Source organism: Pseudoxanthomonas sp. P4_B2 (assembly GCF_056402315.1).
In genome coordinates, this window is sequence record NZ_JBFUHQ010000008.1 from 73,165 (window position 1) to 99,401 (window position 26,237).

Annotated in this window: 25 protein-coding genes; 19 read left to right on the forward strand and 6 right to left on the reverse strand. The window is 60.6% G+C overall.

Going from position 1 to position 26,237, the window contains the following annotated elements:
* Positions 1-16: 16 nt before the first annotated feature.
* Together AC1DTQ_RS17280 and AC1DTQ_RS17285 are read right to left on the reverse strand one after the other, a co-directional pair.
* Positions 17-427 carry a DoxX family protein gene (locus AC1DTQ_RS17280; RefSeq protein ID WP_477851162.1) on the reverse strand — a complete coding sequence of 137 codons (411 nt, stop codon included), beginning with the start codon at positions 425-427 and terminating at the stop codon, positions 17-19.
* Between the two features lie 119 nt (positions 428-546).
* The gene (locus AC1DTQ_RS17285) at positions 547-1,158 is read right to left on the reverse strand and encodes an isochorismatase family protein (RefSeq protein ID WP_477851164.1); all 612 of its coding nucleotides are present in this window, start codon (positions 1,156-1,158) and stop codon (positions 547-549) included.
* 120 nt (positions 1,159-1,278) lie between these two features.
* Between AC1DTQ_RS17285 and AC1DTQ_RS17290 the strand changes: the two genes are divergently transcribed.
* The 5 genes from AC1DTQ_RS17290 to AC1DTQ_RS17310 all read left to right on the forward strand — a co-directional run bounded on the left by AC1DTQ_RS17290 (position 1,279) and on the right by AC1DTQ_RS17310 (position 4,395).
* The gene (locus AC1DTQ_RS17290; RefSeq protein WP_477851166.1) at positions 1,279-2,142 is read left to right on the forward strand and encodes a LysR family transcriptional regulator; all 864 of its coding nucleotides are present in this window, start codon (positions 1,279-1,281) and stop codon (positions 2,140-2,142) included.
* Between the two features lie 297 nt (positions 2,143-2,439).
* Positions 2,440-2,847 carry a DUF4259 domain-containing protein gene (locus AC1DTQ_RS17295; protein ID WP_477851167.1) on the forward strand — a complete coding sequence of 136 codons (408 nt, stop codon included), beginning with the start codon at positions 2,440-2,442 and terminating at the stop codon, positions 2,845-2,847.
* Positions 2,848-2,906: 59 nt separating this feature from the next.
* On the forward strand, positions 2,907-3,320 hold the full coding sequence (locus AC1DTQ_RS17300) for a hypothetical protein (protein ID WP_477851169.1): 414 nt from the start codon (positions 2,907-2,909) through the stop codon (positions 3,318-3,320).
* Between the two features lie 84 nt (positions 3,321-3,404).
* Positions 3,405-3,719, forward strand: coding sequence for a hypothetical protein (locus tag AC1DTQ_RS17305; RefSeq protein ID WP_477851171.1), 315 nt, complete (start codon positions 3,405-3,407; stop codon positions 3,717-3,719).
* A gap of 220 nt (positions 3,720-3,939) precedes the next feature.
* Positions 3,940-4,395, forward strand: a complete 456-nt coding sequence (locus AC1DTQ_RS17310; RefSeq protein ID WP_477851173.1) for an SRPBCC family protein — start codon at positions 3,940-3,942, stop codon at positions 4,393-4,395.
* A gap of 207 nt (positions 4,396-4,602) precedes the next feature.
* Here the strand turns inward: AC1DTQ_RS17310 and AC1DTQ_RS17315 are convergent, their stop codons facing one another.
* Positions 4,603-6,675, reverse strand: a complete 2,073-nt coding sequence (locus AC1DTQ_RS17315) for a putative bifunctional diguanylate cyclase/phosphodiesterase (RefSeq protein ID WP_477851242.1) — start codon at positions 6,673-6,675, stop codon at positions 4,603-4,605.
* Between the two features lie 404 nt (positions 6,676-7,079).
* Here AC1DTQ_RS17315 and AC1DTQ_RS17320 point away from each other — a divergent pair, with 404 nt between their 5' ends.
* A complete protein-coding gene (locus AC1DTQ_RS17320; protein WP_477851175.1) occupies positions 7,080-8,255 on the forward strand; it encodes a glycoside hydrolase family 18 protein in 1,176 nt (391 codons plus the stop codon).
* A gap of 208 nt (positions 8,256-8,463) precedes the next feature.
* Positions 8,464-9,276, forward strand: a complete 813-nt coding sequence (locus AC1DTQ_RS17325) for a type II toxin-antitoxin system RelE/ParE family toxin (protein ID WP_477851177.1) — start codon at positions 8,464-8,466, stop codon at positions 9,274-9,276.
* Positions 9,277-9,329: 53 nt separating this feature from the next.
* On the opposite strand, the gene AC1DTQ_RS17330 is transcribed toward AC1DTQ_RS17325, so the two are convergent.
* Positions 9,330-10,259 (reverse strand): winged helix-turn-helix domain-containing protein, encoded by a 930-nt coding sequence (locus tag AC1DTQ_RS17330; protein WP_477851179.1) that lies wholly within the window; start codon positions 10,257-10,259, stop codon positions 9,330-9,332.
* A gap of 135 nt (positions 10,260-10,394) precedes the next feature.
* Here AC1DTQ_RS17330 and AC1DTQ_RS17335 point away from each other — a divergent pair, with 135 nt between their 5' ends.
* Positions 10,395-11,036 carry a YceI family protein gene (locus AC1DTQ_RS17335; RefSeq protein ID WP_477851180.1) on the forward strand — a complete coding sequence of 214 codons (642 nt, stop codon included), beginning with the start codon at positions 10,395-10,397 and terminating at the stop codon, positions 11,034-11,036.
* A 113-nt stretch (positions 11,037-11,149) separates the two neighbouring features.
* Here the strand turns inward: AC1DTQ_RS17335 and AC1DTQ_RS17340 are convergent, their stop codons facing one another.
* Entirely contained in the window at positions 11,150-11,629 is a 480-nt protein-coding gene (locus tag AC1DTQ_RS17340) for a VOC family protein (RefSeq protein ID WP_477851182.1), read from the reverse strand.
* 223 nt (positions 11,630-11,852) lie between these two features.
* Between AC1DTQ_RS17340 and trmY the strand changes: the two genes are divergently transcribed.
* From trmY to AC1DTQ_RS17380, 8 genes are all read left to right on the forward strand, one after another.
* Positions 11,853-12,446 (forward strand): tRNA (pseudouridine(54)-N(1))-methyltransferase TrmY, encoded by a 594-nt coding sequence (trmY, locus tag AC1DTQ_RS17345; RefSeq protein ID WP_477851184.1) that lies wholly within the window; start codon positions 11,853-11,855, stop codon positions 12,444-12,446.
* Between the two features lie 23 nt (positions 12,447-12,469).
* Positions 12,470-12,766 (forward strand): 3-keto-alpha-glucoside-1,2-lyase-like domain-containing protein, encoded by a 297-nt coding sequence (locus AC1DTQ_RS17350; RefSeq protein WP_477851186.1) that lies wholly within the window; start codon positions 12,470-12,472, stop codon positions 12,764-12,766.
* Positions 12,767-12,787: 21 nt separating this feature from the next.
* The gene (locus tag AC1DTQ_RS17355) at positions 12,788-13,306 is read left to right on the forward strand and encodes a hypothetical protein (RefSeq protein ID WP_477851188.1); all 519 of its coding nucleotides are present in this window, start codon (positions 12,788-12,790) and stop codon (positions 13,304-13,306) included.
* A 379-nt stretch (positions 13,307-13,685) separates the two neighbouring features.
* Positions 13,686-14,129 (forward strand): low molecular weight protein-tyrosine-phosphatase, encoded by a 444-nt coding sequence (locus tag AC1DTQ_RS17360; protein ID WP_477851190.1) that lies wholly within the window; start codon positions 13,686-13,688, stop codon positions 14,127-14,129.
* 340 nt (positions 14,130-14,469) lie between these two features.
* Entirely contained in the window at positions 14,470-16,245 is a 1,776-nt protein-coding gene (locus AC1DTQ_RS17365; RefSeq protein WP_477851192.1) for a UDP-N-acetylglucosamine 2-epimerase, read from the forward strand.
* A 107-nt stretch (positions 16,246-16,352) separates the two neighbouring features.
* Positions 16,353-18,593, forward strand: coding sequence for a polysaccharide biosynthesis tyrosine autokinase (locus tag AC1DTQ_RS17370; RefSeq protein ID WP_477851193.1), 2,241 nt, complete (start codon positions 16,353-16,355; stop codon positions 18,591-18,593).
* A 7-nt stretch (positions 18,594-18,600) separates the two neighbouring features.
* Positions 18,601-20,016: an asparagine synthase-related protein gene (locus tag AC1DTQ_RS17375; RefSeq protein WP_477851195.1), complete on the forward strand. Its 1,416-nt coding sequence runs from the start codon at positions 18,601-18,603 to the stop codon at positions 20,014-20,016.
* On the forward strand, positions 20,013-21,116 hold the full coding sequence (locus AC1DTQ_RS17380) for a right-handed parallel beta-helix repeat-containing protein (RefSeq protein WP_477851197.1): 1,104 nt from the start codon (positions 20,013-20,015) through the stop codon (positions 21,114-21,116). Before AC1DTQ_RS17375 ends, AC1DTQ_RS17380 begins: the two co-directional genes overlap by 4 nt.
* Here the strand turns inward: AC1DTQ_RS17380 and AC1DTQ_RS17385 are convergent, their stop codons facing one another.
* On the reverse strand, positions 21,117-21,932 hold the full coding sequence (locus AC1DTQ_RS17385) for a 7-cyano-7-deazaguanine synthase (RefSeq protein ID WP_477851198.1): 816 nt from the start codon (positions 21,930-21,932) through the stop codon (positions 21,117-21,119).
* A 387-nt stretch (positions 21,933-22,319) separates the two neighbouring features.
* Here AC1DTQ_RS17385 and AC1DTQ_RS17390 point away from each other — a divergent pair, with 387 nt between their 5' ends.
* From AC1DTQ_RS17390 to AC1DTQ_RS17400, 3 genes are all read left to right on the forward strand, one after another.
* On the forward strand, positions 22,320-23,513 hold the full coding sequence (locus AC1DTQ_RS17390) for a right-handed parallel beta-helix repeat-containing protein (protein ID WP_477851199.1): 1,194 nt from the start codon (positions 22,320-22,322) through the stop codon (positions 23,511-23,513).
* A gap of 241 nt (positions 23,514-23,754) precedes the next feature.
* The gene (locus AC1DTQ_RS17395) at positions 23,755-24,930 is read left to right on the forward strand and encodes a glycosyltransferase family 4 protein (protein WP_477851201.1); all 1,176 of its coding nucleotides are present in this window, start codon (positions 23,755-23,757) and stop codon (positions 24,928-24,930) included.
* Positions 24,927-26,216 carry an MATE family efflux transporter gene (locus AC1DTQ_RS17400; protein WP_477851202.1) on the forward strand — a complete coding sequence of 430 codons (1,290 nt, stop codon included), beginning with the start codon at positions 24,927-24,929 and terminating at the stop codon, positions 26,214-26,216. Before AC1DTQ_RS17395 ends, AC1DTQ_RS17400 begins: the two co-directional genes overlap by 4 nt.
* The last annotated feature ends 21 nt before the right edge of the window (positions 26,217-26,237 follow it).

Sequence of the window (26,237 nt, forward strand, 5' to 3'; positions counted from 1 at the left end):
TGCGTTGCTCCAGGTCTCAGGTTCGGCCGAAACGGCTCAGCGGCGCTGCGAAGCTGGCGCGGTGCAACCAGGCGACCGTCGCAGTGATCAGCAGCAGCACGATGGCCGGCACGGGACTGCCGCCGATGACGAAGAGATGAGTCAGAACCCCAAAGACCATAGTGACGGCAAGCAGCAGACCACCGAACGCAGCGGTCGCCGGAACCAGCAGGGCAATGGCGCTGACTACCTCAACCAGGCCCGTCACCACCCGGAACCATTGGCCGATACCGATATGGTCGAAGATCTCGACCATCATCGGTACGCCGGCGAGTTTGGCGCCGCCGGCGGCTAGGAAGGCGGCGGCGGCAAGAATCCGCAGCCCCCAGGAGACCAACTTGGTCGTTCGGCTTGAAGCAGCCGAAGCCGTCATGGATTTCTTATTCATGTCATGGACCTTTTTGAATGGGTTGCTTGGTTGCTCGCTCACCGCATCAGGCAGCGCTTCCACCGCAACTTGCGGTGGAGCGCTAGGCCTTCGGCGCGAGTGATGGCTATCGGCGACTCTTATCGCTTGGCGGCGAGCTTCTGCGCCTCGGGCATGTACCACTTCAAGAGGTCACGGGCCTTGTCGGCAACAGGCGACTTCCAGTCGCGGAAGAGTTCGGTGACCAAAGCCAGAGACGTGTTCGGAACCGCACCCGCCGCGGTCAGGCGTTCGATCGCGGTCCGGTGCGCGAGCTGTGACATCCCACCGACGGCATCGACGACAAACATGGCTTCGTAGCCGTCGCGCATCGCGTCGACCACGGGGAATGCCAGGCAGATCTCCGTATACAGGGCGCCGAAGATCAACCGCTTCTTCCCGGTCTGCGCAACGGCAGCACGGAATGCTGCGTCTTCCCACGCATCCATCGAAGTCCGGTCGATCACCGCAAGGCCAGGCAGCTCGTCCTGGATTGAGGCCCGCGTTGGACCGTTCACTCCCATCTCGACCCCGACGGTGCTCAGCACCACAGGAATATTGAAAGCCTTGGCCGCCTTGATCAGCAGCCGGACGTTCAAATCGATCTGGTCCGGGGTGGTCTCGGACTTCACGTTCTCGAACATTTCCTTTTGATAGTCGATCAGGACCAGAGCGACCTCTTCCGAGGTCCAGACACCGTTGGCGTGACTCATGACGGATTCCTTACGTTGGTAGACGCCCCAGCGGCGTCCTTGCTGCAAACTGTGGCGTTCCTGTTCGAGGTAAGCTAGCCCCGAATTCAGACATGCTGTGTCGCATAAAGTGGAACGCCAATGGATATTGAAGACTTGCAGACATTCGTCGAAGTAGCTGACGCAGGCGGTGTATCGCCGGCTGCCCGCCGGCTCGGTGTTTCGAAATCTATCGTCAGTCGACGGTTGGTCCGGCTGGAAGACGAGCTGGGAATCCAGTTGCTTGCGCGAACGACACGGGGTGCGGCCCTCACCGAGGCAGGTGCCGCGTTCCGCGAACATGCCGCACGGGTCTGCGCCGAGATGGATCTGGCGCGAGAGACAATCCTGCCCGCTGGCGACCTGCAGGGCCTCCTGCGGATTGGAGCACCGCTGACGTTCGGGCCCACCCATTTGGCACCGGTGTTCGCCGAGTTGGCACGCAGACATCCGCGTCTGCAGGTGCATGCGTATTACAGCGATCGCTTCGTCGACATCGTCGGCGAGGGCTTCGACTGCGCGGTCCGGCTTGGCTATCTCAGCGATTCAAACCTGATCGCGCGTCGCGTTGCCCGTATGTGCGGAAAGCTCGTCGCGAGCCCGGCCTATCTCCGGGAGCACGGGGCTCCCGAGACGCCAGACGAACTGCTTGCGCACCAAGCACTTATGCAAGGCACGGAGAGTTGGCGTTTCATGGACGGCGACAAGATGATCAGCGTGCATCCGCAGGGGCGGTTCAAGGCAGACAACGGCACCGCCCTTGCCGCTGCAGCCGTAGCGGGTCTGGGGATCGCGGCGCTTCCGGATTTTCTCATTGCGGACCATGTGGCTTCCGGCGCCTTGGTACCGGTGATGACGCGTTATCCGCCTCCGGAAGCCGGCCTATATGTAATCCGGCCTCCGGGCCATCACCCTGCGCGGAAGATTCGGGTGCTCACCGAATTGTTGATCGAGCATTTCGGATGAATGGAAGGACTCTAACGAATGGCCGCTTTGGCCTTGGATTCAGCCGCACCTGTAGTGGTCACCTGCAATCTGCGCCGAACTCCATCGAACTGCGACCTCTTCAGCGTTGAGCATTAGACGGTCTCTGTGCCGGCAAAAACCCGCAATATCGCATTGCACTTCCGACCCGGGATATCGCCGTAATCCCCTTGTGCCGTATAGGCAAAGTCCAATTGACGGGCTTCCCATGCCTACCCACAATCCGCACTACACCCCACTTTGGGGTCTAATCGTAGTTAGACCTGCAGGAGCAAATTCATGGGTTGTTGGGCAATTGGTTCTTTTGGCAATGACAGTGCCGCGGATTGGCTGGCCGATCTCTCGGAGAGAAGCGACCTTTCGCTTGTCCGAGAGACGATCGGCCGGGTCTTAGTTGCAGATGGCTATTTGGATTCACCGGACGCAACTGACGCATTGGCTGCGATTGAGGTTGTAGCTGCTGCACTCGGTCGTCCCACAGCGGATGCTCAAAACGAGACTGAACTCCTAGAGTGGATTGCTCGGGTAAAGCCGTCGCCTGACGCTAAGCTTGTCTTTGACGCTCAGCAAGCAATTGACCGGATCCTGGGCCCAGAATCCGAGCTTCGAGAATTGTGGGAAGACACCGAAGATTTCAGCGACTGGCAAGCTGAAGTGACTGGTCTGCGGTCCCGGTTGCAGGTCTAACAATTCATTCAAGCCGAAGCCGCTTCGCGGGTCGGCTTATTTCAGACGTCAGGCCGCAAATGCAAGAGCGCAGCGTTTCCACCAAGACCCTACTCACGGAGACGTTTCGCCTCCTGCTGCAATTCCTGATGCTTGTTGCATTGTTGGGCATCGCCTGTCTTATCCTTTATCTCTGGCTCGGCACCGCGAAGCTATTGGCCGTCGTTGTTGCGTCGTTGTTCGCGCTGGCTTTCTTCTCAGCGCCTCTTGCCTCCTCTGCCGTTCGGTTAAAGCGCGGGTTGCGGTTATTCACACGAGCCGGAGGTAAAACGCTGTTGTTCTCGTTTTCATGGGGGTCTATTGTCGTGGCAATGTTTATTGCAACACTGCAACTTTGGAAGGGCATGGAGGCGACGCCGCTCAACTACATTGCATCAATGGCAGCGGCGGGCATTTTCTGCGCTGCTATGGCCACAATTCCCTCTGGTCGCTAGCCAGTATGCGGCCTAACAATTCATTCAAGCCGAACCCGCTTCGCGGGTCGGCTTAATTCAGGCGTTAGCCCAACTCGCACACTCATGGCACTCGCCTTTTTCATTGGAGATTTGGCTGGAAGTGTTCCTCCAGCGCTGTCATTGCCTGAGCAGGTGCACACTCAGCTCTTTCACCGCACTGATGAGTTGCGCCGATTGCCGCTGTTGGGGCGTATGGCTGACTTCTATTCGGATGTCAGCTACGAGGGAGCGGACCTTTTGAGTTTGAGCCAGGAGCTACAGCAGGTCATGCCCGCATTTGTTGGCAGGCCACAGATGCAGGCGACCTTTCGACAGCTACACGAGATTTGTCAGACGGCGATCACTCAAGAGAGCGGATTGTATGGTTTTTGTGACTGACCATTGGCCTAACCATGCGCTACAGCGAACCGGCGGGAGCGTCCTGGTTGCAATCGTTGCGTCCCGTGTGCTGGGTCACTGAGCTCGGGTCGTTAGGCGTCAGTCAGTACCGTCTTTGCGCCCATGCCGGGTTCATACCCCCCCTTGCCATTGTCGAATTCCTAGGAGCTCAATCGTCGTAGTCAAGAGGGACTTCCTCGGCAACGCAGTGGAGCAACTTATGCCAGCACTCAAGCGACTTCAGTGGACGGTAGACATTGCCGCGTCGGCATCCAAGGTCTACCAAATGTTGATCGGACCCGAGAGCTACAGGCAGTGGACGTCGGCCTTCGGCGACGGCTTGTACTTCGAAGGCTCGTGGCAGAAGGGCCAACGAATTCGCTTCTTGACTCCGGAGGGGCATGGAGTGATCTCGGAGATCGCCGAGAACAGACCGAACGAGTTCCTCTCGATCCGACATCTCGGCTACATCGCCGACGACGGAGTTGAAGACATGAGCAGCGAAGCGATCCTTGCTTGGGCGCCAGCCTACGAGAACTTCACCTTCACCGCCACGCCGCAGGGAACGAGGCTCAGCGTCGACCAAGACATGACGGACGAGTTCGAAAGCATGCCGGAAGCCTGGCCGAAGGCACTGGAAAAACTGAAGGCGCTCTGCGAAAACCGCACTCAGTGACGCCTAACATAAGGTGCTAGGCGCCCGTGAAGCTAAGCAACTTGGTTCGCCATTCTTCACTGCATGGCTCGCGCATTCCTCATCTCTGGTCCGCGCCCGTGTTGCCATATCTTCGGCTGAAACAGGATCAGAGTATTTTTTTAAATGTATTCAGACCCCTATTTGTCCGGCGCGAACCCGGCACCGTCATCGCTTAGATCGGCGAAATCACCGTGCGGTTGTTGGCGTCCAGCCGAACGCCAGCTGTTTGGCGTCGACCGGCCGACCCAGGTGGTAGCCTTGCAGGGAAGTGCAGCCCAGCTGGGTCAACAACTCCTGTTGCTGCGGAGTTTCCACGCCTTCGGCGATGATGTTCAGATTGAGCGTCTTGCCCAAGGCGATGATCGCGGCGACGATGGCCTCGTCATCGCTGCCTTTCGACAAGTCCTTGATAAAGCCGCTATCGATCTTCAACTCGCTGGCCGGCAGCTTCTTCAGATACATCAGGCTGGAATAGCCAGTGCCGAAATCGTCGATGGAGATGTGCACGCCGATGTCGGCCAGTTCCTGCAGGATCAGCAGGCTGTTTTCCGGGTCGTGCATGGCGGTGGACTCGGTGACTTCCAGGGTTAGTGCCTCGGGAGCGAGACCATGTCGCCGTAAGGTGTTGCGCACCCGGTCCGGCAGGCCTGCGTAGCGGAACTGCGTGGCCGACAGGTTCACCGCCACACTCGGTACCTCGTGTCCTTCACCGTGCCACTGGGCCAGCTGGCGACAGGCCTCGTCGAGCACCCAATTGCCGATCTCGATGATCAGGCCATTGCGCTCGGCCAGCGGGATGAATTCGTCCGGCATGACCAGACCGCGGCGGGGATGCTGCCAGCGCAGCAGCGCCTCCACGCCCAGTAGCGGGCCGTCCGGCGCCTTCAATTGCGGCTGGAAATGTAGCATCAGCTCATTCCGGGATAGGGCCATGCGCAAGTCCTGGACCAGGGCCAGGTGCTCATGCGCGCCCAGATTCATCGAGGCCTCGAAGAAACCATAGCCGTTACGGCCCTGGTCCTTGACGTGGTACATCGCTGCGTCCGCGTGCGCCATCAGTTCGCGCGCATTGGCGCCGTCATCGGGGAACATCGCGATGCCGATGCTGGCGGTGATCTGGACCAGACCGTGCCCAAGATCCAGCGGTACACGGGCCTGCTGCAGCAGCTTGTCCGCCACCATGGCCGCGTCCTCAGGCCCGCTTACCTCCATCAGCAGCACGAATTCGTCGCCGCCCAGACGAGCGATGGTGTCCTGGGGGCGGAGCACGTCACGGATGCCGGTGGCCACCTGCGCGAGCAGGCGATCGCCGACCGGATGCCCGTAGGCGTCGTTGATGGTCTTGAATCCATCCAGGTCCATGAACAGAAGGGCGAAACGCGAGAGCGAACGCTGGGCCTTTTCCACGGCCTGAACTAGCCGGTCCTCCAGCAGCAGGCGGTTGGGCAGGCCGGTAAGCGAGTCGTGCAAGGCGAGGTAGGTCAGTTTCTCGTTGGCTTGCTGCAACGAGTGGGACAGCCCGGTGGTGCGCTCCTGCATGCGCCGGTCCAGAAGCGAGACCACGATGGCCACGCCCAGGATGGCGAAGCTGCTGATTCCGACCAGGCTGGCCAACCATTGCGAGGAGACGCCGTGGCTCAGTGCCGCGCCGCAGATGCTGCCCATGGGGAAGCGGGCGGCGGCCATGCCGGTGTAGTGCATGCCGACCACGGCCAGGCCCATGACCAGCGCAGCCAGTAGGCGGATACGGCGGATGCGCCTGCGTTCGCTGCGCAGGTGATGGGCGATCCACAGCGCCGCGCCGGCGGTGACCATGGCGACGACGATGGACAAGGTGAACCACAAGGGGTCGTAGTCGATGCCCGGCTGCATGCGCATGGCCGCCATGCCGGTGTAGTGCATCGCAGCGATGCCGGCGCCCAGCATCAGCGCACCGCCCAACAGGCGCAGGTGCGGCAGCGTTGGCTGCGACACCAGCCACAGCGCGTAGGTGGAGGCGGCCACGGCGATGATCAGCGAGTAGAGCGTGATCGCCAGGTCGTAGCCCTGTGGGATCGGCAGCTTGAAGGCGAGCATGCCGATGAAGTGCATGGACCAGATACCGACGCCCATGGCGGTACCGCCGGCGTGCAGCCACCAGCGCGATGTGCTGCCCTGGCTGGCGGTGATGCGGCCGGCCATGTCCAGGGCGACGAAGGAGGCCAGTGAAGCCACCAGGTAGGAAATCGCGACCAGTCCATAGTTGTAAGTGCCGATCAATTCCATGACGCGCCGCTTCATGTGAGGGTGCCAGGTATCCGCAATATTCATGCCAAGCCAACGAGGGCGCGGAAGGCCGGCGCGTGGCGTAAGCGGGACCTGCGCGAGACAGGGCCAAACCCCGCGAGGGCTGACCCTGAATGGCGATTTGTGACGCATTGCTTATTTTTGTCGCGGACCCGCAGGAGGTGATGCTAGTTGGGGACCCACAAAGCGCTAGTCGAGCACTCATGCCATTAGCGTGGTTCGCAATAAGGGGCACCTTGTTCGCCTTGCGCCCAAGACGTAAACAGGTTCCGTAGGATGGGTTGAGCGAAGCGGTTTTCAACAGCGAGGCTGGTCTACCCATCACCAACCGACAAGCATCGCAACTATTAGCTCTAAGCACCACTGAGGAAGAACACGTGTTTCGACGAACCCTGATCGTCCTTCTCACCCTGGCCGCGAGCGTTGTCTTCACTCTCGCCCATGCCGCTGACACGTCCACCACGAAGGTCATCGGCGCCTATTACCCGAGCGGCTCGGCTGCGCGCTATCCGATCGCGCAGATCCCGGCCGACAGGCTCACGCATCTGTTCTACGCCTTCGCCCGCATCGAGGAGGGACGCTGCGTCATCGGCGCGGAAGCCGACGCACATTTCGCGGAGCTGGCGCAACTCAAGCGCAGCCATCCCCACTTGCGCATACTGATCTCGATCGGCGGTTGGGAGGCGGGTGGGTTCTCCGATGCCGCATTCACGGCGGCCAGCCGCAAGCGTTTCGTCGCGTCCTGCCTCGCGCTGTTCTTCCAGACGCATCGCGGAAGCTTCGACGGAGTCGATATCGACTGGGAATTCCCGGTCTACGGCGGGCCGAAGCACATCGCCGCGCGCGCCCAGGACCGGCGCAACATGACCTTGCTGGCGCAGGAGTTCCGCCGCCGGCTCGATGCGCTTGGCAAGCAGCGCGGACAGGCGTTCGAGCTCACCGCGGCGCTGCCGGCGGGGCGCATGCAATCGGCTGGCGCATACGATCCCGCGCGCAGCTTCGAACTCGGACCGCTGGCCAGTACGCTCGATTTCATCAACCTGATGACTTACGACATGGGCACCACGTTCTCCACGATGTCCACCTTCAATGCCCCGCTGCGCGAAGTCCCGGACGATCCGCTGAGTCCGGAGCTGCGGCGCTGGAACAGCGTCGAGGGCGGAGTCGACTATTACCGCAAGCGTGGGGTACCGGCGCACAAACTGGTGCTCGGCGTGCCGTTCTACGGCCGCGGATTCCGTGTGTCGACCGATGCCAATCATGGCCTGTACCAACCTTACAGCGCACCGTTCGAAGTCGGCGATTGGCGAGCCATCAAAAACAAATTGCTAGGCGACCCGCAGTGGCAACAACATTGGCACCCGATCGCGCAGACGCCGTGGTTGTACCACCCCGAGGAACGCATCTTCGTCAGCTATGAAGATCCCCGATCGATCGGCATCCGCGCCAATCTGGCCAAGGATCGCGGCTTGCGCGGGGTTTTCATGTGGGAGCTCACCGGCGACGACGAGCAGCACAACCTGTTGCAGGCGATGGCGCGGCCGTTTGAATAGGTCGGTGCCCCAGCCAGCGAAGCCTGCGTAAGGCGGAACCCGCGAAGCAGATGATTCGCTTTGCGTTTGAGAACCCGCCGCATGCCTGTCGCTAGGCAAAACGGGGATGACTCGCTCCAACCCCTGACGCGTTACGATGCCGCACCCCACCGTTCGCACGCCGTAGATTCCGCATGAAGTTCCCCACCCCCGCCGCACCTCCGGCGGCATGAGCAAAGCGCCGAGCCCAGCGGATTCCCGGGCCGAAGACCGGATCGAACGCTTGCAGCACTGGACCGCCGTGCTCCTGAGCGCGTTGCTGCATCTGCTGTTCCTGATTCTGATGATGTTGACCCCGCCGATAACTGTCGCGCCGCCGGAGGGCGCTGCGGCCGGCGGCAGCAGGATGGCCGTGGACTTCATCGGCGCCACGACCCCGCAACCCACGCTCGCGCCGCCGGTCAACAAGCCGCCAGCGAGCAAATCCGCCAGGAAGTCCCGCCCGAAATCACGCGTCCAGTCCACCCCGGTCATACGTGCCGACGATCCGCTGCCGTCTGACGCGCCGGACGAGGCCGAGCAGGCCCAAGCGCCCGCCACGTCCCCGCCCCCAACGCCGCAGCGTCGCACGCATGTCTGGGGACAACCACCAGGCATGCTGCAGGAAGACACCGCTCCGGAGAACGCGGGGCTGGCCAGAAGCCCTTCCATCGACCGCGGCCGCGGCGGCAACGGTTCCGGTGCGGACACCAGCCTGGAAGTGGGCGGCTATCAGGTCTATTACGACCTGCGCAACGAAATCAAGCTGCGCGCCTGGCGCGACCAGGGAATGACGGAGATCTTCCTGCCGTTACCGGGTTCACGGCAGTACATGGCCTGCCCGCTGGAAACCGCGCTGAGGCGCGACTCGGGTCCCTGTCGTCTGGTCGACCCGGCCTCTCCGGAAATGAAGGCCATCGGCGACGCACGCGACGTTATCGACATGCAAAAAGTCTACCGGCGTGGGGAACTGGTCTGGAGCGGTCCAGGACCGTACCGGTGAGTCAGCATAGGGCCGCAGGTTTATGGCCTGACGAGGGGCGACAACATCCCGCTTCAGTCGATGGAGGCTTTCAACGCCTTCGTGACTTCGCTGGCGATCTCGTCCTGCACCATCAACTTATCGTCCAGGGGCCGATCATAGTTTTCGGACCAGACCACGAAGCCGTTGTCGGCGCGTACAAGTCGCGCCGAAACGCGCAACGCGGCACCTGACTTTCGCACGCTGCCATCCAGAATGTAGGCCACGCCGAGAGACCTGGCGATATCGGCGACCGCGGTTTGCTTGCCCTTGAAATAGAAGGAAGCGGTGGGTGCCGGCACCCGCAGGCCCGGGACCTTGCTCAGCTTGCCGATCAGTTCCTCGGTCATGCCGTCCGCGAAGGGTTCCTCGTTCATCGCATCGGTCAGGTCGAGGAACGGCAGCACCGCGATGGATTTGGGATCGGTCGCCGCGCGTGCCGATGCGGCCGTCGCCTGGGCCGCGGGCGGGCGGCCGACGAGCTGGTAGGAAACAATGCCGGCGACGATGAGCAGTGAGATGCCGATAGCCGTCAGCAGGGGTGACCTTGCGCGCGGACCGGCCTTCGGCGCGCGGAGGTGCGGCAGGCCAAGGTCTTCGACGATCGCTTCCGGCACCGCCGCGACCGCGCTGTCCGCTTGCGCGTCGACCGCTGCGATCAGTCGATAGCCGAGCCGTGGCACGGTCGCGATATAGGTGGGCTGCCTGGGGTCGTCGCCAAGCATGCGGCGGAGCGATGCGACCGCCTGGTAAACGGAATCCGGCGTGACGATCACGCCCGACCAGACATGGTCCAGCAGCTCATCGATGCTGACGACTTGCCCGGCGCGCTCGGCAAGGCACAACAACAACCGCATAGTTCGCGCTTCCACCCGGATGCTTTCCCCCTCCCGCGATATCTGGCCCAGGGCCGGCTCGACGCGCCAGTTGCCGATGCGGAGCGATGGTGCAGGTGATCCGTTCAATCTCGCCCCGGCCAATAGCGTGTCTTTTCAGGAGTTTTCAAGGTGTTTCAGGGTTGTTTCAGGACTTCCGGGGTCTCGGATTGAGAGAGTCTCTGCCGCTCGCACTCTCGATTCCACCTCGATCAAGGACTCATGATGACATACCGCATTGTTCTCGCCGCCGCGCTTGCTCTGGCATCCGCCTCGCTTTCCGCTACCACCTACACGTTCGAACCCAACTACACGCAGGGGGTGTTCCGCTGGGACCACCTGGGCTTCGCGAATCCGACCGCGCAATTCAGCCAGGGCGAGGGTACGCTGGAATACGACCCGGCCGACCCGACCCGAGCGTCGGTCAAGGTCACTCTCTCGCTGGCCAACGTGCATACCGGCGTGCCTGCGCTCGATGACCATCTTCGGTCGGAGGATTTCTTCGAAACGGCCAGGTTCCCGAACGCGACGTTCACCAGCACCCGGGTGGAGAAGGGCGATGCCCCGAACCGACTCAAGGTCACTGGCCAGCTCAGCCTGCATGGCGTGACTCAGCCGGTCTTCCTTGACGTCACCTTCAACAAGATTGGCGCCAATCCCAGGAGCGATCTGCCTTCGATCGGCTTCGATGCGAAGACAACGCTCAAGCGCTCCAGCTTCAACCTGGGCAAGTACGTGCCGCAAGTGGGCGACGAAATAAACGTGCAGATCACGGTCCAGGCGGCCGAAGCCAAAGCTTATGCGAGGTACTTAAAAGCCAGGGAGGAAGAAGAGGCCGCAGCCGCCAAGGACGCAGCGAAGAAATAGGGCAGTAGGCGGGGTCGACTTCATCAACCCGACGCCCTTGATCGGTTGTCCAGACAGGCTGGGTCGATAGGGCCGACCCGGCCTGCGCACTTCTTTTGGACCAACTCAGAGCGTCAGCCGCGCCGTGCCGCTTCGATAGCGGCGATATCGATCTTGCGCATGGTCATCATGGCGTCGAACACGCGTTTGGCGGCTGCGCGGTCGGAGCCGGTGATCGCGTCGGTCAGTGCGCGCGGCGTGATCTGCCACGAAAGGCCCCACTTGTCCTTGCACCAACCGCACGCGCTTTCCTGGCCGCCATTGCCGACGATCGCGTTCCACAGACGGTCCGTTTCGGCCTGGTCGTCGGTCGCCACCTGGAACGAAAACGCCTCGCTATGCTTGAATTCCGGTCCGCCGTTCAAACCGAGGCACGGCACTCCCAGCACCGTGAAATCGACCGTGAGAACGTCGCCTTCCTTGCCTGAAGGAAAGTCGCCCGGAGCGCGATGGACAGCGCCCACGGCGCTGTCGGGGAAAGTTTCGGCGTAAAACCTGGCAGCATCCAGCGCGGTGCCGTCGTACCACAGGCAGATCGTGTTCTTGCTGATCATTCGGCTACTCCCGAAAATAATTGGCACGGATCAAGGTGTGCTGGTCACTTTTACATCATCCCTGTTATGGAAGCTTGAAGGCTCATAGGGCTGGCTCAAAGGGCCATATGCTCGGTAAGCTTCATCAACCCAGCGCTCTCGATCGGTTGTACCGGCTTGCTAGATTGACGGGGGCGCCCCGGCCTACGCGCTTCCACGCTGCAACGAATCGGTCAGGAAACACATGCGAACCTTTGTACTGAGAGCGCGCGCGGCACCCACGGACAGCCAAAAGCTGTTGGCTTCCATTGGCAAAGAAGCCCACACCGAAATTCTGGCGCATACGCTGATGAATGCCATCTTCGTGGCCCAATCGCATCGCCCGGATGTAACGGTCTATCTGGTGTTGGAAAGCACCCAGGACTTCTCCCGCACGATTCGGTTCGAAGTCAACGTCATGCATGACATCGGCGGCTTCGACGAGCGCGCGCTGCTGGGCAAGATCGCGCAGGCGCTGGACGCTTCGAGAGGCATGGGCAAGGAAGAGACTCGACCGGTGGAATCGGGCGTGACGGTGCGCACCTTGAGTTTCGAGCGGTTAGTGCAGGAGCTGGCCGAAGATCACCAACTATTCGTGATGGACAGGAAAGGCACTCCGATTCGTGAGCAAGCGTTCCAGGGCAACCCCTGTTTCCTGCTGACCGACCATATCCCGATGCCAAAGAAGATCTTCCCCAGTCTCGAACGCATGGGCGCAAAAATAATCTCACTCGGGCCGAAAATGCTGTTCGCCTCGCAATGCGTCGTATTGATCCACTACGAGCTGGACCAGCGGTAACGCTCTTATCAGGGCCATAGGCTGTGCTAAAGAGGGACGGAGCTGTTGAACCATTCAACTACTTCCGTCCCTTTTGGTTTCCTTCTGGTGGCCCCTTTGGCCACGTATCCAGAAAGTACGGTTTCATTGCACCCAGCGAAGACGCGGGAAAAGGTCCAAATGAGTGGCAGACCCTGGACATCGCGCTGATCGGGCGTAGGATCGCCGTCGTGGTCAACGATAAAGCGGTGATCTGCGATCAGGAAATTCCCGGCTGGGCTAGCTTTATCAAGCCAAGGTTATCGCAACTATTGATTGCAATACAAAACCATGACATCTAAGAACTTCAAGGGAGCTATGGCATGACCGCAAAACAAATATTGTTTGCATGCGTTGTTGCTCTTCTCGCTCAGTCAGCATATGCGTTAGATTCCGAGCCGGATAAGGCGAGTGTCAATCCCGTTGAGTACTCGCCGGCTCGTTTTAGAGAACAGCGAGCGGACATTGAACGCAAGCTTGCCGACGGTAAAACTTATGTAGAAATAAAACCGGCTGACAAGCGTGCTGTTCTAGAGGCTTTTGCCCGGATTGAAAGGGCAATAGGTAGCCACGAGAATGCTCTCGACCTTTCCGAGGAGAAGAAGAGGCAAGTCTTCAACGATCAGGAATTCATAAATGTAATACTCACCAAGGCAAATGCAGACAGCAGATTGTATTGTGAGTGGATCGTTCGCACCGGATCGCGAGTGAAGCAATCCTTCTGTCAAACCGTCGCAGATCGTCGTCGAAACTTGGAAACATCCGTATCTACTCTTGAACAGATACAGCGCAGGACTCCGTCCCTGGCCGAAGGAAGAGCCATCGGTATGGGCAGAAAATGAAATTGCGTCCTGACATTGTTTGTCCGAGACCCGGCTCTAGGAAGAACTAAAGGGACAGAGGCAGTTAATTTATTTAACCGCCTCCGTCCCTTAGTCGCTCCCGTAGTTGAACCTGCCTTTCGTGGCCGGCAACAGGAACGCAGAACTGCGACAGTAGGGCGTCATCGATCAGCCTACGCATTGCGGCGGGAACGGACACGTACGCCGATGCGTGCGCGTGGCGGTGAGCGAGGCCGGCATCCTCAAGCCTGAATGAAATTAAGCTGGCGTGACGGCTTCTTGCGACGCATCGGTTGGCGGTTGCTGAGCACGATCACTTGCTGAGCACGATCAACAGTCAGATGATGAGTCTTAGTTCGCCTCTTCGCCAGACCCGGTTATGGCCATGATAGATCGCGTGCTGATCGTGTGCGTCGGCAACATCTGTCGCAGCCCTATGGCTGAGGCCGTATTGCGCCACCAGCTGGCCAAGGACAGGAAAATCGTGGTCGAGTCTGCAGGCTTGGCGGCCATGGCGGGCAGCCCTATCGATCCATTGGCCGAGTCGGTTCTTGCCGACCATGGACTCAGCGGGAAATCCCACCTTGCCCGCCAGATACAAGGGACGCTTGTCGAAAGCGCCGATGTCGTCTTCACGATGGACAAACGGCAGCGTGCCGCGTTGCTCGCATTGGCCCCTTGGGCCCGCAGCAAGGTGGTTTTGCTGGGGAAATGGCAAGGCGACGCGGAAATTCCAGATCCTTATCGTCAGCAGCGGCCCGCGTTCGAACACGCCTATCAAATGATCGATTCCGCAATCAGAAGCTGGCACGAACACCTCTGATTCCCCGGTCTGATGTTCAAGAACATCAATTACAGATCACAAATATCACGCGCTACCAAACATGCGCGGCGGCCTTGCCGACGATGGGTATTTTTCATCCACTCGTCATCTTCTTAGCACTAAATTCGCCGTGCCTTAATACCGAGGTGAAAATTCCCGCACGAGCAATTTCACTTCGCGGACAGAAGAATTCGGTTAGGGAAAATGTTCTGCTCACGGGCACGGATTAGAAAGACTAAGAGAAACGTCCGAGGCCAAGCGTATGTTGGACCAAAAATTAGTGGCGGCAAGCGCCATTGCGCTTGCGGTGACTTTGTTTTCCATATTCTCGATGCGGCCTTTGGCCCGCAAGCTCGGGTTGGTGGACAAACCGGACGGGCGCAAACGCCATAGCGGCCGTGTTCCGCTGATCGGCGGCCTGTGTTTCTTCCTGGGCACTTTGGTAGGCCTGTGCTATCTGGGCTACGTCGATCATTTCGTCATGAGCCTGGTGACCGGCGCCACACTGGTTATGGTCACGGGTCTTATCGACGACTTTCACAACCTGAGCGTGCGTTCCCGCCTGGCCGTAGAAATAGGCGTCGTCGGATGGGTGATCGCCATATCCGGTATCTATATCGACGACATCGGGCCGTTGCTGGGCAACCAAGGGCTCAGACTCGGGTTGTTGGGCATTCCCTTCACAATCATAGCGGTGATTGGGCTGATCAACGCTTTCAACATGCTGGATGGAATCGACGGACTCGCGGCGGCCGCGGCGATGATCAGCATCGTGGCAATGCTCGGCTTCGGCGATTTCGCCGGCCCTTCGCTGGGTGCGCTGATGCTCCTGCAGATCTTATTCGCCTCCCTGATTCCCTACGTCTGCGTGAATCTGGGCTGGCCGGACGGGCGCAAAATATTCATGGGCGATGCCGGCAGCACCTCGATCGGATTCTTGCTGGCCTGGAGCCTGGTGTACCTGAGCCATGGCACAGTCGCGCGGCTGCAGCCGGTGGATGTGCTGTGGTGCGTAGCGTTCCCGGTAATCGAGACGGTGGCGGTGATGTACCGCCGCGCGCGCTTGGGTCGCTCGCCGTTCAAGCCGGATCGGCAGCATCTCCATTACCTATTGCTGGATGCGGGCTATACGCCGCGCGCATCCCTGCTCATCATCATCGCTGTAATAAGCGCGTTGACGGCGATAGGCTACGGCCTGCGCGGCTTGCCGCAGCTGGTGAGCGCAATCGCATTCCTGGCCGTAATGGTCGGCTATGTGCTGCGGCTTCCGCAGGGAATAGAGCTCCTGCGCAGGCAGCGCGCGTTGCTTTCCAGTGGCGCAGGGCCGGTGCCCCTGTTCAAGCTCGGCGCTATCGGCCTCGGATTTCCGGGATCGCGATTGAGCAGCGACGCGGAAGCGGGCCGAACCGGCGTTCCGGAGAATCCGAAACTCCCCTCAAATACTCCGGTGGCGTTGGAAACAGCGCAATCGCCGGTGAAAGCGCTTTGCGTCATGTCCGCGCCCGCCGATGCGAACAAGATTGCTCCCATTGTGCAACAACTGTCGCACGACAATCGCTTCGATTCGAAAGTCTGTATCGCGGCGAAGTCCAAACAGGAAGCGAAGCAAGTGCAGGACATGTTCGACTTGCACGTCGATTTCAATGTTGATGTGGCGGAGCTGGAAACGAGGACGCCTGGTATCACTTCCCTCGCCTTGGACGGCATGGAACGGGTCCTCAGCGATGCGATGCCCGATGTGGTCTTGGTGGCGGGAGACGCGACGACGACGTTGATCGCCACCCTGGCGGCCTATTCGTGCGACGTTCCGATCGTTTGCATCAGCACGGCCGAAGTTCCGCCGGAAGACGCATACCGGGTCGACGATGCCGACCGCAAGATCATTCACGCACTGGCGACCTTGCACGTTGCTTCGACCGAGTCGGTGAGAAGCGAACTGGTAAGCGAAGGAATACGGGCGCAGCGGGTGCTGGTCGCCGAGGACGATGGCGCCTGCCAGAAGATTCTGGAAGCGCTGGTAGAACTACGCCCAGTCAGGATCGAGCCCGAAGCCGTGTCGCCCGGCATCGGTCCGGTTATCGACGCCGGGGTGGAATCGATGCAGAAGGCTTCATGAATTCCCAGTTCGTTCGTCGCCCGGGTCGCCGCATTAGCACCGGGTAGCAGCGTCTCCACGAATCAGAGAGCAGACAGCAGAAGGTGAGGCAAATGGCTACCCATCTTATGACCAGAACCGAAAACTACGGCCAGATCGGGCCGATCGCCCGGGAAGACGATATCGACCTGCCGACGCTCGTGGGTACCCTGGCCGAGAACAAGCGCCTGATTCTGTTCGGCACGGCGCTCTTCCTGTTCGCGAGCCTGGCTTATGTGGTGATCGCAACGCCGAAGTACGAGGCCAGTGCGGTGGTGCAGGTGGAAAGCCGGACACCCACGGTGCCCGGGTTGAATGCCGAGCCGTCGATGGAGTCTCCGGCGACAGTGGATGCGGCTTCGGCCACCGAGATCCAACTCTTGACCTCGCGGCGCGTCCTCGGTGAGGCCCTGCAGAATCTGAACCTGGATATAGAAGTGGTCCCGCAACGCTTCCCTGTGATTGGCGATTTTGTCGCGCGCCGGTTCCAGCAGTCCTACCCGGGGGAACTGGCGACGCCCTGGCTGAAGCAGTCGCAGTACGGCTGGGGCGGCGAACAACTGGAAATCACCCAGCTGGAGGTTCCCCAGGATCTGATCGGCGTTCCCCTGCAGCTGACAGCCGGCGACAACGGCAATTATGTTTTGTCCGACAGCCAAGGCAGCGTACTGGTGCGTGGACGCAGCGGCGAGTCGATCGAAGCCGGCGGAATCAAGTTGACGGTGAAGAATCTCAACGCCAATCCCGGGATGCGTTTCGAAGTCGAGCGCCTGGATACCACCGCGCTCATGGAGGGGCTCAAGAGCAATATCAGCGCTACGGAGCAGGGCAGGAATTCCGGCATCATCGCCTTGACCTACGACCATACCGATCCCGTCCGTGCCAGAAGGGTGCTGGATGAGATCACCAATGCCTATGTGCGGCAGAACGTGGCCCGCAATTCGGCCGAGGCGGCCAAGCGCCTGGCGTTCGTGACGGAACAGTTGCCCAAGGTTCGCAAAGAACTGGCCAAAGCGCAGGCCGCCTTGAGGAATTTCCAAGCGCGTACCCAGACTTTGGACGTAGGCGTCCAGAACAAGGCCCTGCTGGACCAGAGTCTGGCCTTGGATTCGGGAATCAACCAGCTTCGCGTGGAGATGGCCGGTATCTCCGGCCGCTTCACTCCAGAGCATCCCACCTATCAGGCGTTGCAGCGTCAGATAGGGCAATTTCAGCGGGACAAGGGCGCGCTGCTCGGACGCATCAATCAGCTGCCCGACACCGAGCAAGGCCTGTTCCGCTTGAATCGCGATGTCGAGATAACTAACCAAACCTACGCAAATCTGCTTGATCAGGCGCAGCAACTCAACATCGCCAGTGCCAGCGCGGTAGGCAACGTACGGGTAATCGATCAAGCCGCCGTCAATCTTGAGAACCCGACCTGGCCCAAACCCATTCCGACATTGGTGGGCGGCACAGCGCTGGGCGCGATCCTCATGGCCGCCTTTGTGTTGCTGCAGCAGATGTTCAAGCGAGGGGTGGAAGATCCGGCCGACATAGAACTGCTGGGCCTGCCGGTTTACGCTTCTATACCGCTCAGCACCAGGGGCAGAGAGCTGACCCAAAACGCAGGACGTTTCCATCGTGACGGCCGGCAGCGCCTGCTGGCTTTGCAGGCGCCGACGGATCTGGCCATGGAAGCATTGCGCACCTTGCGTACCAGCTTGCATTTCGCGCGCCTGCAGAACAGGAACAATCTGCTGATGATCACCGCGCCGAGTCCCGGCGTCGGCAAGACCTTCGTCTGCGCCAATCTGGCGGTGTCCATCGCCCAGGCCGGCCAAAGCGTGATGCTGGTGGACGCCGACATGCGTCGCGGAACGTTGCACAACGCATTGGGGGTGAGATCGGAAGACGGTCTGTCCGAATTGATATCCGGACAGATCGAGCTCGACGACGCGATCCGTCGGATCAGCGGCGCCGAGAACCTTTCATTCATTTCGCGCGGCGCGGTTCCCCCCAACCCTTCCGAGCTGCTGATGCACGACAACTTCACTGATCTGCTGCAGAAGCTGACAGAACGCTACGACATCGTGGTGATCGATACTCCGCCGGTGCTGGCGGTCACCGACGCCGCGGTCATCGGCCATCATGTGGGCACCTGCCTGATAGTGGTCCGCTGGGGCCTGAACCAGCAGCGCGAAATCGCGCTGGCCAAGCAGCGGCTCGAACAGAACGGCGTGGAAGTCCGGGGCGCCATTTTCAACGGCGTGGAGAAGCGCGGCGCCGGCCAGTACACGTACACCTACTACGAGTACATTCCGGCACGCAATCCGGCCAGGGCCAGGTGAGGCGTCCATGCAGATCACCATGTCTCCTTATTACGGCGAGCCGGATTTTTCGGTGCTCGCCGAGGGGCGCGCGGCGGAGAAACGAATCGACCTGATATCGGTAGCCGATCTCCTGCGCAACGCATTCGTGTTTCCGCCGCATTCGATCTTCGAAGACGTGAAGCTGGTGACCTTCGGGTTCTGCCCGCAGCACGACATGAACACCGAACCGACGTTCAAGTTTAAGTTCCGCAATGCAGGTGAAGTTCCCGAGGTGGTCGACGAGGTTCAGGATTGGGTAGCCATCTACCACCATCTGTTGTGCCAGGCGGTCGCCAGCAGTTGCGAGCCCATGCGCGCGCCCTGGCTGTTGCAGAGTGGCGGTAAGGATTCGACCACGCTGGCCATCGCTTGCGCCGACGCCCGACCGGACACCGTGTGCATCACCTACCTGGGCGGCCGTGAGGAGAACGAAGTCGAATCGGCCACTTATGTCGCGCAGACTCTGGGGCTTAAACATGAAACGCTGATGTGCGATCCCGGACGCGCCTACGACCGCTACCTGGCCGCAGTGCCGCGACTGCCCCTGCTAACGGCGGACTTCGCCCTGCTTTCGTATATGGATCTGGCGACAGAGATCAAGGAGCGGGGTGGCGATGGCGTCATAGACGGACTGGGTGCGGATAGCTATTTCGGGACCCCCGTAGACCGGCACCACCGGATACTTGCCCGACTCGCCCGGAATCTGCGGCTGCCGAGCGGCATTTCCGAGCTGCCGCTGGTCGATCGCAGCTTCCAGCTCTGCTTCGTGCTCGGCACCTTGCAGATGAATGCCATAGAACGCGTCTTCCCTGGTTCCCGTTTCAGCGATGAGGAAGTCGACGGCTTGTTCGGCCGTCCCATCGCACGGGAATCGCGTGCTCGGTTGGCCTTATTCAACGACGAGATCGCGTCGGCCACCAGCCTGTGGGAATGGCGCGACATGTCGATGTCCATCGCGGGTTCGGCTGGCGCTTTCGCCAAAGGGCTATACACCGCCAGCGCCCTCTCGATGCATGCGGCCTATCCATTCTGCGACCGCATGCTGCGCGAATGGATCCATCGCGAGGTGCCTCGCGATCAGAAGGTCGACCCGGTCACCCATGTCAACAAGATGCTGATACGCAAGCATATCGCCACGCGCTTCGCGGATCTGCCCTACGTGCGCAAGAAGGGTAGCTTCCGCTTCGATCTATGCGGCCTGGGCGCGCAACGCTTCGAGCGGGTGCGCGACTACGCAGAAGAAGCCGGCGACCTGCTGCCGGGCGCTGTGCCTTGGCTCGACCGGAATCGCCAGCGATTGAACAACAAGTATCACGCCTCGAAGTTCTATCTGCTGGCCATCGTACTGCCGTGGTTGACCCATCATCGTCGCAACCTCCAGCAGCAGGCGGTCGCTGCATGAGCCCGGACTGTCAAGAAGGCGCCCTATCGGCGTCGCGAAGGCATTTCCTGGATGGGCTGCTTAAACTCGCTTCCGGCGTAGCCTGCGGGTCGTTGGCGTCGTACGCGGGCCCCGCCGTCGCCGTTTCAAGAGTGCGGGGTCAGGCCACCACCAACGTGCGCGCGTATGGCGCCAAAGGCGACGGAGTGCGCGACGATACTGCTTCGTTTCAGGCTGCGATCGATGCATTGCCGCAGGCGGGGGGCACCGTGCACATCCCATCCGGGGCTTATCTCATCGACCCTACACGCAGCGTTAGGTTGCGTAGCCGGATGCACTTGTCACTGGACCCCGGCGCCAAGCTCCTGGCCAAGGCGAATGCCGCGTCGCGCGCCTATGTGGTGTTGGCCCAGCTATTGGAGAACGTGGAAATTTCCGGCGGGCGCATCATCGGCGACCGCGATTCGCATCTGGGTACGACTGGCGAGTGGGGACACGGCATACGGATCCGCGGTTGCTCGGCGGTCACCGTTCGCGACATCCACATTTCCCGTTGCTGGGGCGATGGCATCTCCGCGGGAGGCATCGCGCCTGCGAAAGGCGGGCCATCGCGTCCTGGCCGCGACTACGTCTTCGACAATGTGGTGTGCGCAGGAAACCGCCGCCAGGGATTGACCCTCGGCAGTTCGCGTCATGTGCGGATCCAAGGCTGCACATTCAGCGATACCGGCGGAACCCTACCCGGGGCGGGTATAGACATCGAACCCGATACCGGTGCCGCGAGCGACATCATCATCGAAAACTGCCTGGTGCGAAGCAATCGAGGCCCCGGCATCTCGCTCTACAAACGCGCCAGCGAGGTAACTGTCAGGAAGTGCGTCATCGAACGCAATCGCGGCGACGGCATTCTGGCCGTGACTGCCATCGATTGCGACTTCACCGACAACATCATTCGCGACAACGTCCTGAAAGGGATACTGGTCCGTACCGGTTCCCGCAATGTCCGGGTAGCGAGAAATCGGCTCAGCGGAAACGATCGAGGCCGTGGCGGCGAGCACCAGGTACGAGTCGCCGACGACAGCTCGACGATACGCATCGAATCGGATAACGTCATCGAATGATCACGGGAACCGCGGGTCTCGACCTATTCCGAGCTGCCGCAGGGCGGCCTTGGCAGGCGCTTTCATCGGCTTAACCAGCGCGCGATAGAAAATTCCCTTGATGCGGTTGCGGCGAGGGATCCGCCAGCCGAATCCTTCATCGACTGCGTAAAGACACGGGTTGCAATATCCGCACGGTTCGTTGTTCTTGCCGGGTTTGTGGCAGAACCAGGTCATGCGAAGGATGTCCAGCCACCCTTGTTCGGCAGCGATAGTTCCGGTTTCCTGCTTGTTCAACTCGAACAGCGGAAAAGAGAATCCGCCAAAGACCGCGAACTCTTTCGTGTCCGAATGCGCGGAGTCTAGTCGGTAAGACACGTATCCCTGGTCTGTAGTCTTCACCACCATCGCGCCAATGATTCCCTGGATTCTGCCGCCGCGATGGCCGGCCGCAAGCTCCAGCTCCGCAATTCCCAGCTGCTTGCAGAACCTCGCCAGCCAGTCGTACTGGCTGCCTATGAAACGCTCGCCCACAATCTTCCGGAACGCCTCTGTGATGGTGGCGTCCGGAGCCAGCATGGCTATGTCGAAGCTGCGGAGGGGCCGGAGAAGGGCCTGGGTATGAGGGTGTTTCTCGAACAGGGCGCTGCGTATCCGCTCCATTGCTTCTAGTTCCGCCCGGGTAGAGGCGCGGGTCGGGTCCAGCAAGTAATGGGGAACCACCTCTCGCCGATGCTGCAACAACAACTGGAGCAAACGGAAGCTCGAATCCCAGCCTCCCGTCCAGAGCAGGTTCACTGGGGGAATGGATTCCGAATTACCTTCGTCGGCGTGCATGCCCATACCAATATCCTTTGGGAAACAGCGCCACTGACGCATGCCTCACCATTAAGGACGGGACCCTGTCGTCAGCTCGTGAGCGGGAGTCCATGCGGGCTAGCCGCCAATTCGTACGCTGTCATTCAGCGGCGTGAAAGAAGGCCTTTACATCGCTCTCAGTCAGTAATGTGAAGCGATGCGTAGTCATAAACATAAACGCATAAAACGACAAAAATTAATAGGGACAGGCTGAATAAATACAGCTGAAAACCCGGTGTTTCATCACATATATCGGAATGCACGCTGTGGTTGAAAGGCGTATGCATATAAATTGCATACGCCGTAAAAAAGACGTGAAAAACCAGCATTCGCGGCTGCTCAAACACATCTCACATAGGAAAATTAATGAAGAAGAATGAACTTGCGCGCCAGGCGTGCGAGCCGGGAATGGCGCGGCGCGATTTTTTGACTAAATCTCTTTTCCTTGCGGTGCCTGCATTGATCGGCGTTGGGGGGCCCGCGGCGGCGGCGGTCTCCGCTGTTTCTAACTATTCGCTTCCCACCCTCAGGCGGGGCAGCACCGTGCTGAGCGTGCGGAACTATGGTGCCCTTGGCGACGGTATCCACGATGACACCGCTGCGTTCCAAGCGGCCATCAACGCGCTACCCGCCGCCGGCGGTACGGTGGACGTGCCGGCAGGCACGTATGTGATCGACCCGAAAGTCTCCGTGCGCCTGCGTAGCTACATGCATTTGCGCCTGGCTTCGGGAGCCATACTGGCGGCCAGGCGCAACAGCGAAGAGCGCGCTTACGTGCTGATGCTGTTCAAGCTGTCCGACGTCGAGATTTCCGGCGGCCAGATCGTGGGCGACCGCGATAACCACTTGGGAACCACCGGCGAATGGGGCCATGGCATCCAGGTGCTGGGTTCTACTCGAGTAACTGTACGCGACATCCTGGTTTCCAAGTGTTGGGGTGATGGAGTCTGTATCGGCGGTGCAATGGTCGCCGATGCCGCTCCGATCCCTTCACGCGACGTCATGATCTCGAACATCGTGTCCACCGGCAACCGCCGTCATGGGATGACGATCGCCAATGCGCATGGCGTAAAGGTGTACGACAGCGAGTTCAGCAGCAATCGCGGGCTCAGCTTCGCGTGCGGGATCGATGTCGAGCCCAGCAATGACAACGCGGCTTCGAGCGTGCTTATCGAGAACTGCGACATCCGCAAAAACCAGGCCAACGGAATCATGGTCTACAAGCGGGTCCAGGGCGTGACCATCAAGAAATGCTACGTGGAGGAAAATAGCGGCTACGGAATCCTGACCATCTCGCCTTACGACGGCTACATCACTCAAAACAGGATCCGCCACAACATGCTGGTCGGTTTGATGATTCGGGTGCGAACCGACAACTACCAGGTCAGCGGCAACTATTTCCGCAACAACAACGCTAGTCTGCATGGCATCCAATACACCACCGCCACGGCGGTGCCGATCGTGGGGATGGTAGACGGGAACAACGGGACCGGAGCGCACATCGCGAAAACAAGCGATTGCACCAATATCAAGGTTCTGACCAACTATTACGCCAAGTAGGCGTACGCCATGTAAGCGCCCGCGGCGGGGTGCGCGATGCATCCCGCCGTGAGCATTCCGCTGTGAATAGGGCACGACATTGCTTAATGACGTGCTAACCGGCCAGGGGCTCGGCCGGTAAGACGGGAACATTGCTGCGCGGCGCCCAAATACAATCCGGGCGCCGCCTTCAATGGTTCGCCGCCGACATTGAACCGCCCGGGCTATCCACGGGCTTGAGATGACGGTCGGTGAAAGCCCGATGAAAATAGCGTACTTCGCCAACACCGATTGGTATCTGTACAACTTCCGGCTAACCTCGGCGCTGAGGCTGCGGACGTTGGGGGTGGAGGTGGTGATGATTTCGCCGCCCGGGGAGTTCGGTGCGCGCTTCGCCGAGTACGGAATCCGTTGGTTGACGCTGCCGATGGATCGTTCCAGTCTGAATCCTTTGCGCGAAACCTGGCTGCTGAGCCAGCTGGTGGGGTTGCTGCAGCGGGAACGTCCGGATCTTCTGCACAACTTCACGGTGAAATGCGCGGTGTATGGCGCCGTCGCAGCCCGCGCGGCCGCTATTCCGGCGGTCGTCAATGCAGTGGCCGGCATGGGCTATGTGTTCACCAGCGACCACGTTAAGGCGCGCATGCTGCGTCCCCTCGTCGTCGCGCTGATGCGACGCACGCTGGCGAACGGAAACTCGCGGATCATTTTGCAGAATCCCGATGATGCCGAAGCGTTCGCCAAGCTCCGGCTTGCCGCACCGGAGAAGATCCGGCTAATCAGAAGCTCGGGCGTGGACACCGAGCGTTTCTGTCCAGCCGTGCGCGAAGACACCGCAGATCGTCCCCTCAAGGTGCTGCTGGCTGCGCGTCTGGTTTGGGAGAAAGGCATTCGCGAGTACGTGGATGCCGCGATACAACTGCGCGCGCAGGGTCGCAAGATCGAATTACTGCTTGCAGGTACGCCCGATGCGGGGAATCCGCGTTCGGTGCTGCGCCATGAAGTGGAGGCTTGGCACAGGGACGGGCTGCTGCGGTGGCTGGGGCACGTGGAGGACATGGCGCAGTTGCTGGGGCAGGTGGATGTGATGGCGCTTCCCAGTTATTACCGCGAGGGTGTGCCCAAGAGCCTGATCGAAGGCGCTGCGTGCGGGCTTGCCCTGGTCACCACCGGACTGCCAGGCTGCCGCGAAGTCGTCACCGAGCACGGCGTGGACGGATTGCGGGTGGAGCCGCGTTGCGCCAGATCGCTGGCGGAAGCGTTGGCGCAACTGGACGACGACCGTTCCTTGTTGCGACGCCTCGGCCTGCAGGCGCGCGAGCAGGCACTTCGGAATTTCGATGAGCGCATCGTCATCCAGAAGACCATCGACGTCTATGGTGAGTTGCTATGCATGCCGTCCGCCGAGATCGCGGCGAACCACGCCGTCGCGCCATGATTCCCGCCGCATGGCGGTCGGCGATCGCGGCGATTTCGATGCTGTGGGTGGCTACCATGGCGGGCGCGCTTTTCGTTTTCCTGGCCCAGGCGATCCTCGCGCGCCATCTTGGCCCGTCGGATTACGGACTGTTCGCTTCCTCGCTGGCAACGGTGTCGATGGTCGCGCCGCTTGCCGGCTTCGGACTGTCGCAGTTGCGTTTGAGGGTTTACGGAGCGGAAGGATGGGACGCCGATCGCTGGCTGTCCGCGTCGCTGCGCTTCAACGTGCTGACCACCGCGCTGGCCATAGGAGCGGTGATCGCCTGGGCGTTGTTCGGAGCTCCGGTCGATGCGCCGACGCGCTCGATGCTCCTGCTGCTTTCCCCGGTGATACTGGGCCTGCTTGCGGTGAATCTGGTCGGCAGCAGATTGCGGCTGGAGGACCGTTACGGCGAGTTGGCGAGCTTGCACCTGCTGATGCCGGGCGGCCGCTTGCTGGTCGCGCTACTGGTCTTCGCAATTCCGTCGATGGACGCTCGCGCGGTGGGGTGGGGCTATTGTGCGGTGGCGTCGTTGGTGTTCGTTCTTTCCTTCTTGCCCAGGTTCGCCATGCGAGAGGGAAAGATGGACCTGAAGGGGCACGGCCCGCGCGTGGTGGGCGCGCCCGTGGCGGCCCCGGGGCTCCTGGACCTGTGGCGTGAAGCCTGGCCTTACGGGCTCGCCGCTATACTTTATCCGGTGTTTTTCCAGGTAAGTACGGTGCTGGTCAAATACATCAATGGCGACGTCCAGGCAGGTCGATACGGCATCGCCATGGCAGTGATGACGGCGATCTATCTACTGCCCGCGACTATCTACCAGAAATTTCTGCTATCCAAACTTCACCGTTGGGCGGTGCACGACAACCGGAAATTCTGGCGCGTGTATCGCCAGGGAAATATCGCCATGCTGTTGCTGGGTGCCGCGACCGGATTGGGCTTGGCCGCAACCGCGCCGCTGCTGATACCTCCTATTTTCGGTGAAGAGTATCGCAAGGTCGGCAGCATTCTCATGGTGCTGGCGGTGTGCGTTCCTATTCGCTTCCTGTCCACGTCGGTGGGTTCCGCGCTGCTCAGCGGCGGCCATATGCGTTATCGGGTCCGCGCCATGGGCTGGGCGACCGCCGCCGCGGTAGTCCTCAATGCGATCCTGATCCCGGAGTACGACGAATTCGGCGCCGCCGTGGCGACGGTTGTGGCAGAAATCCTGCTGCTGTTTTCCATGTATCGCGGCGTGCAAGAAATCAGGCGGTCCGCGGAGGAATAATGGAACGCGATCTGCGCGCCA

Bases quoted from the DNA above. Each gene is read 5' to 3' on its own strand.
- AC1DTQ_RS17335 (WP_477851180.1), top strand. From the start codon at position 10,395: ATGACATACCGCATTGTTCTCGCCGCCGCGCTTGCTCTGGCATCCGCC.
- AC1DTQ_RS17390 (WP_477851199.1), top strand. From the start codon at position 22,320: ATGAAGAAGAATGAACTTGCGCGCCAGGCGTGCGAGCCGGGAATGGCG.
- AC1DTQ_RS17370 (WP_477851193.1), top strand. From the start codon at position 16,353: ATGACCAGAACCGAAAACTACGGCCAGATCGGGCCGATCGCCCGGGAA.
- AC1DTQ_RS17395 (WP_477851201.1), top strand. From the start codon at position 23,755: ATGAAAATAGCGTACTTCGCCAACACCGATTGGTATCTGTACAACTTC.
- trmY (WP_477851184.1), top strand. From the start codon at position 11,853: ATGCGAACCTTTGTACTGAGAGCGCGCGCGGCACCCACGGACAGCCAA.
- AC1DTQ_RS17340 (WP_477851182.1), bottom strand. From the start codon at position 11,629: ATGATCAGCAAGAACACGATCTGCCTGTGGTACGACGGCACCGCGCTG.
- AC1DTQ_RS17360 (WP_477851190.1), top strand. From the start codon at position 13,686: ATGGCCATGATAGATCGCGTGCTGATCGTGTGCGTCGGCAACATCTGT.
- AC1DTQ_RS17355 (WP_477851188.1), top strand. From the start codon at position 12,788: ATGACCGCAAAACAAATATTGTTTGCATGCGTTGTTGCTCTTCTCGCT.
- AC1DTQ_RS17310 (WP_477851173.1), top strand. From the start codon at position 3,940: ATGCCAGCACTCAAGCGACTTCAGTGGACGGTAGACATTGCCGCGTCG.
- AC1DTQ_RS17325 (WP_477851177.1), top strand. From the start codon at position 8,464: ATGAGCAAAGCGCCGAGCCCAGCGGATTCCCGGGCCGAAGACCGGATC.
- AC1DTQ_RS17285 (WP_477851164.1), bottom strand. From the start codon at position 1,158: ATGAGTCACGCCAACGGTGTCTGGACCTCGGAAGAGGTCGCTCTGGTC.
- AC1DTQ_RS17300 (WP_477851169.1), top strand. From the start codon at position 2,907: ATGCAAGAGCGCAGCGTTTCCACCAAGACCCTACTCACGGAGACGTTT.
- AC1DTQ_RS17280 (WP_477851162.1), bottom strand. From the start codon at position 427: ATGAATAAGAAATCCATGACGGCTTCGGCTGCTTCAAGCCGAACGACC.
- AC1DTQ_RS17290 (WP_477851166.1), top strand. From the start codon at position 1,279: ATGGATATTGAAGACTTGCAGACATTCGTCGAAGTAGCTGACGCAGGC.
- AC1DTQ_RS17375 (WP_477851195.1), top strand. From the start codon at position 18,601: ATGCAGATCACCATGTCTCCTTATTACGGCGAGCCGGATTTTTCGGTG.
- AC1DTQ_RS17380 (WP_477851197.1), top strand. From the start codon at position 20,013: ATGAGCCCGGACTGTCAAGAAGGCGCCCTATCGGCGTCGCGAAGGCAT.
- AC1DTQ_RS17400 (WP_477851202.1), top strand. From the start codon at position 24,927: ATGATTCCCGCCGCATGGCGGTCGGCGATCGCGGCGATTTCGATGCTG.
- AC1DTQ_RS17385 (WP_477851198.1), bottom strand. From the start codon at position 21,932: ATGCACGCCGACGAAGGTAATTCGGAATCCATTCCCCCAGTGAACCTG.
- AC1DTQ_RS17305 (WP_477851171.1), top strand. From the start codon at position 3,405: ATGGCACTCGCCTTTTTCATTGGAGATTTGGCTGGAAGTGTTCCTCCA.
- AC1DTQ_RS17295 (WP_477851167.1), top strand. From the start codon at position 2,440: ATGGGTTGTTGGGCAATTGGTTCTTTTGGCAATGACAGTGCCGCGGAT.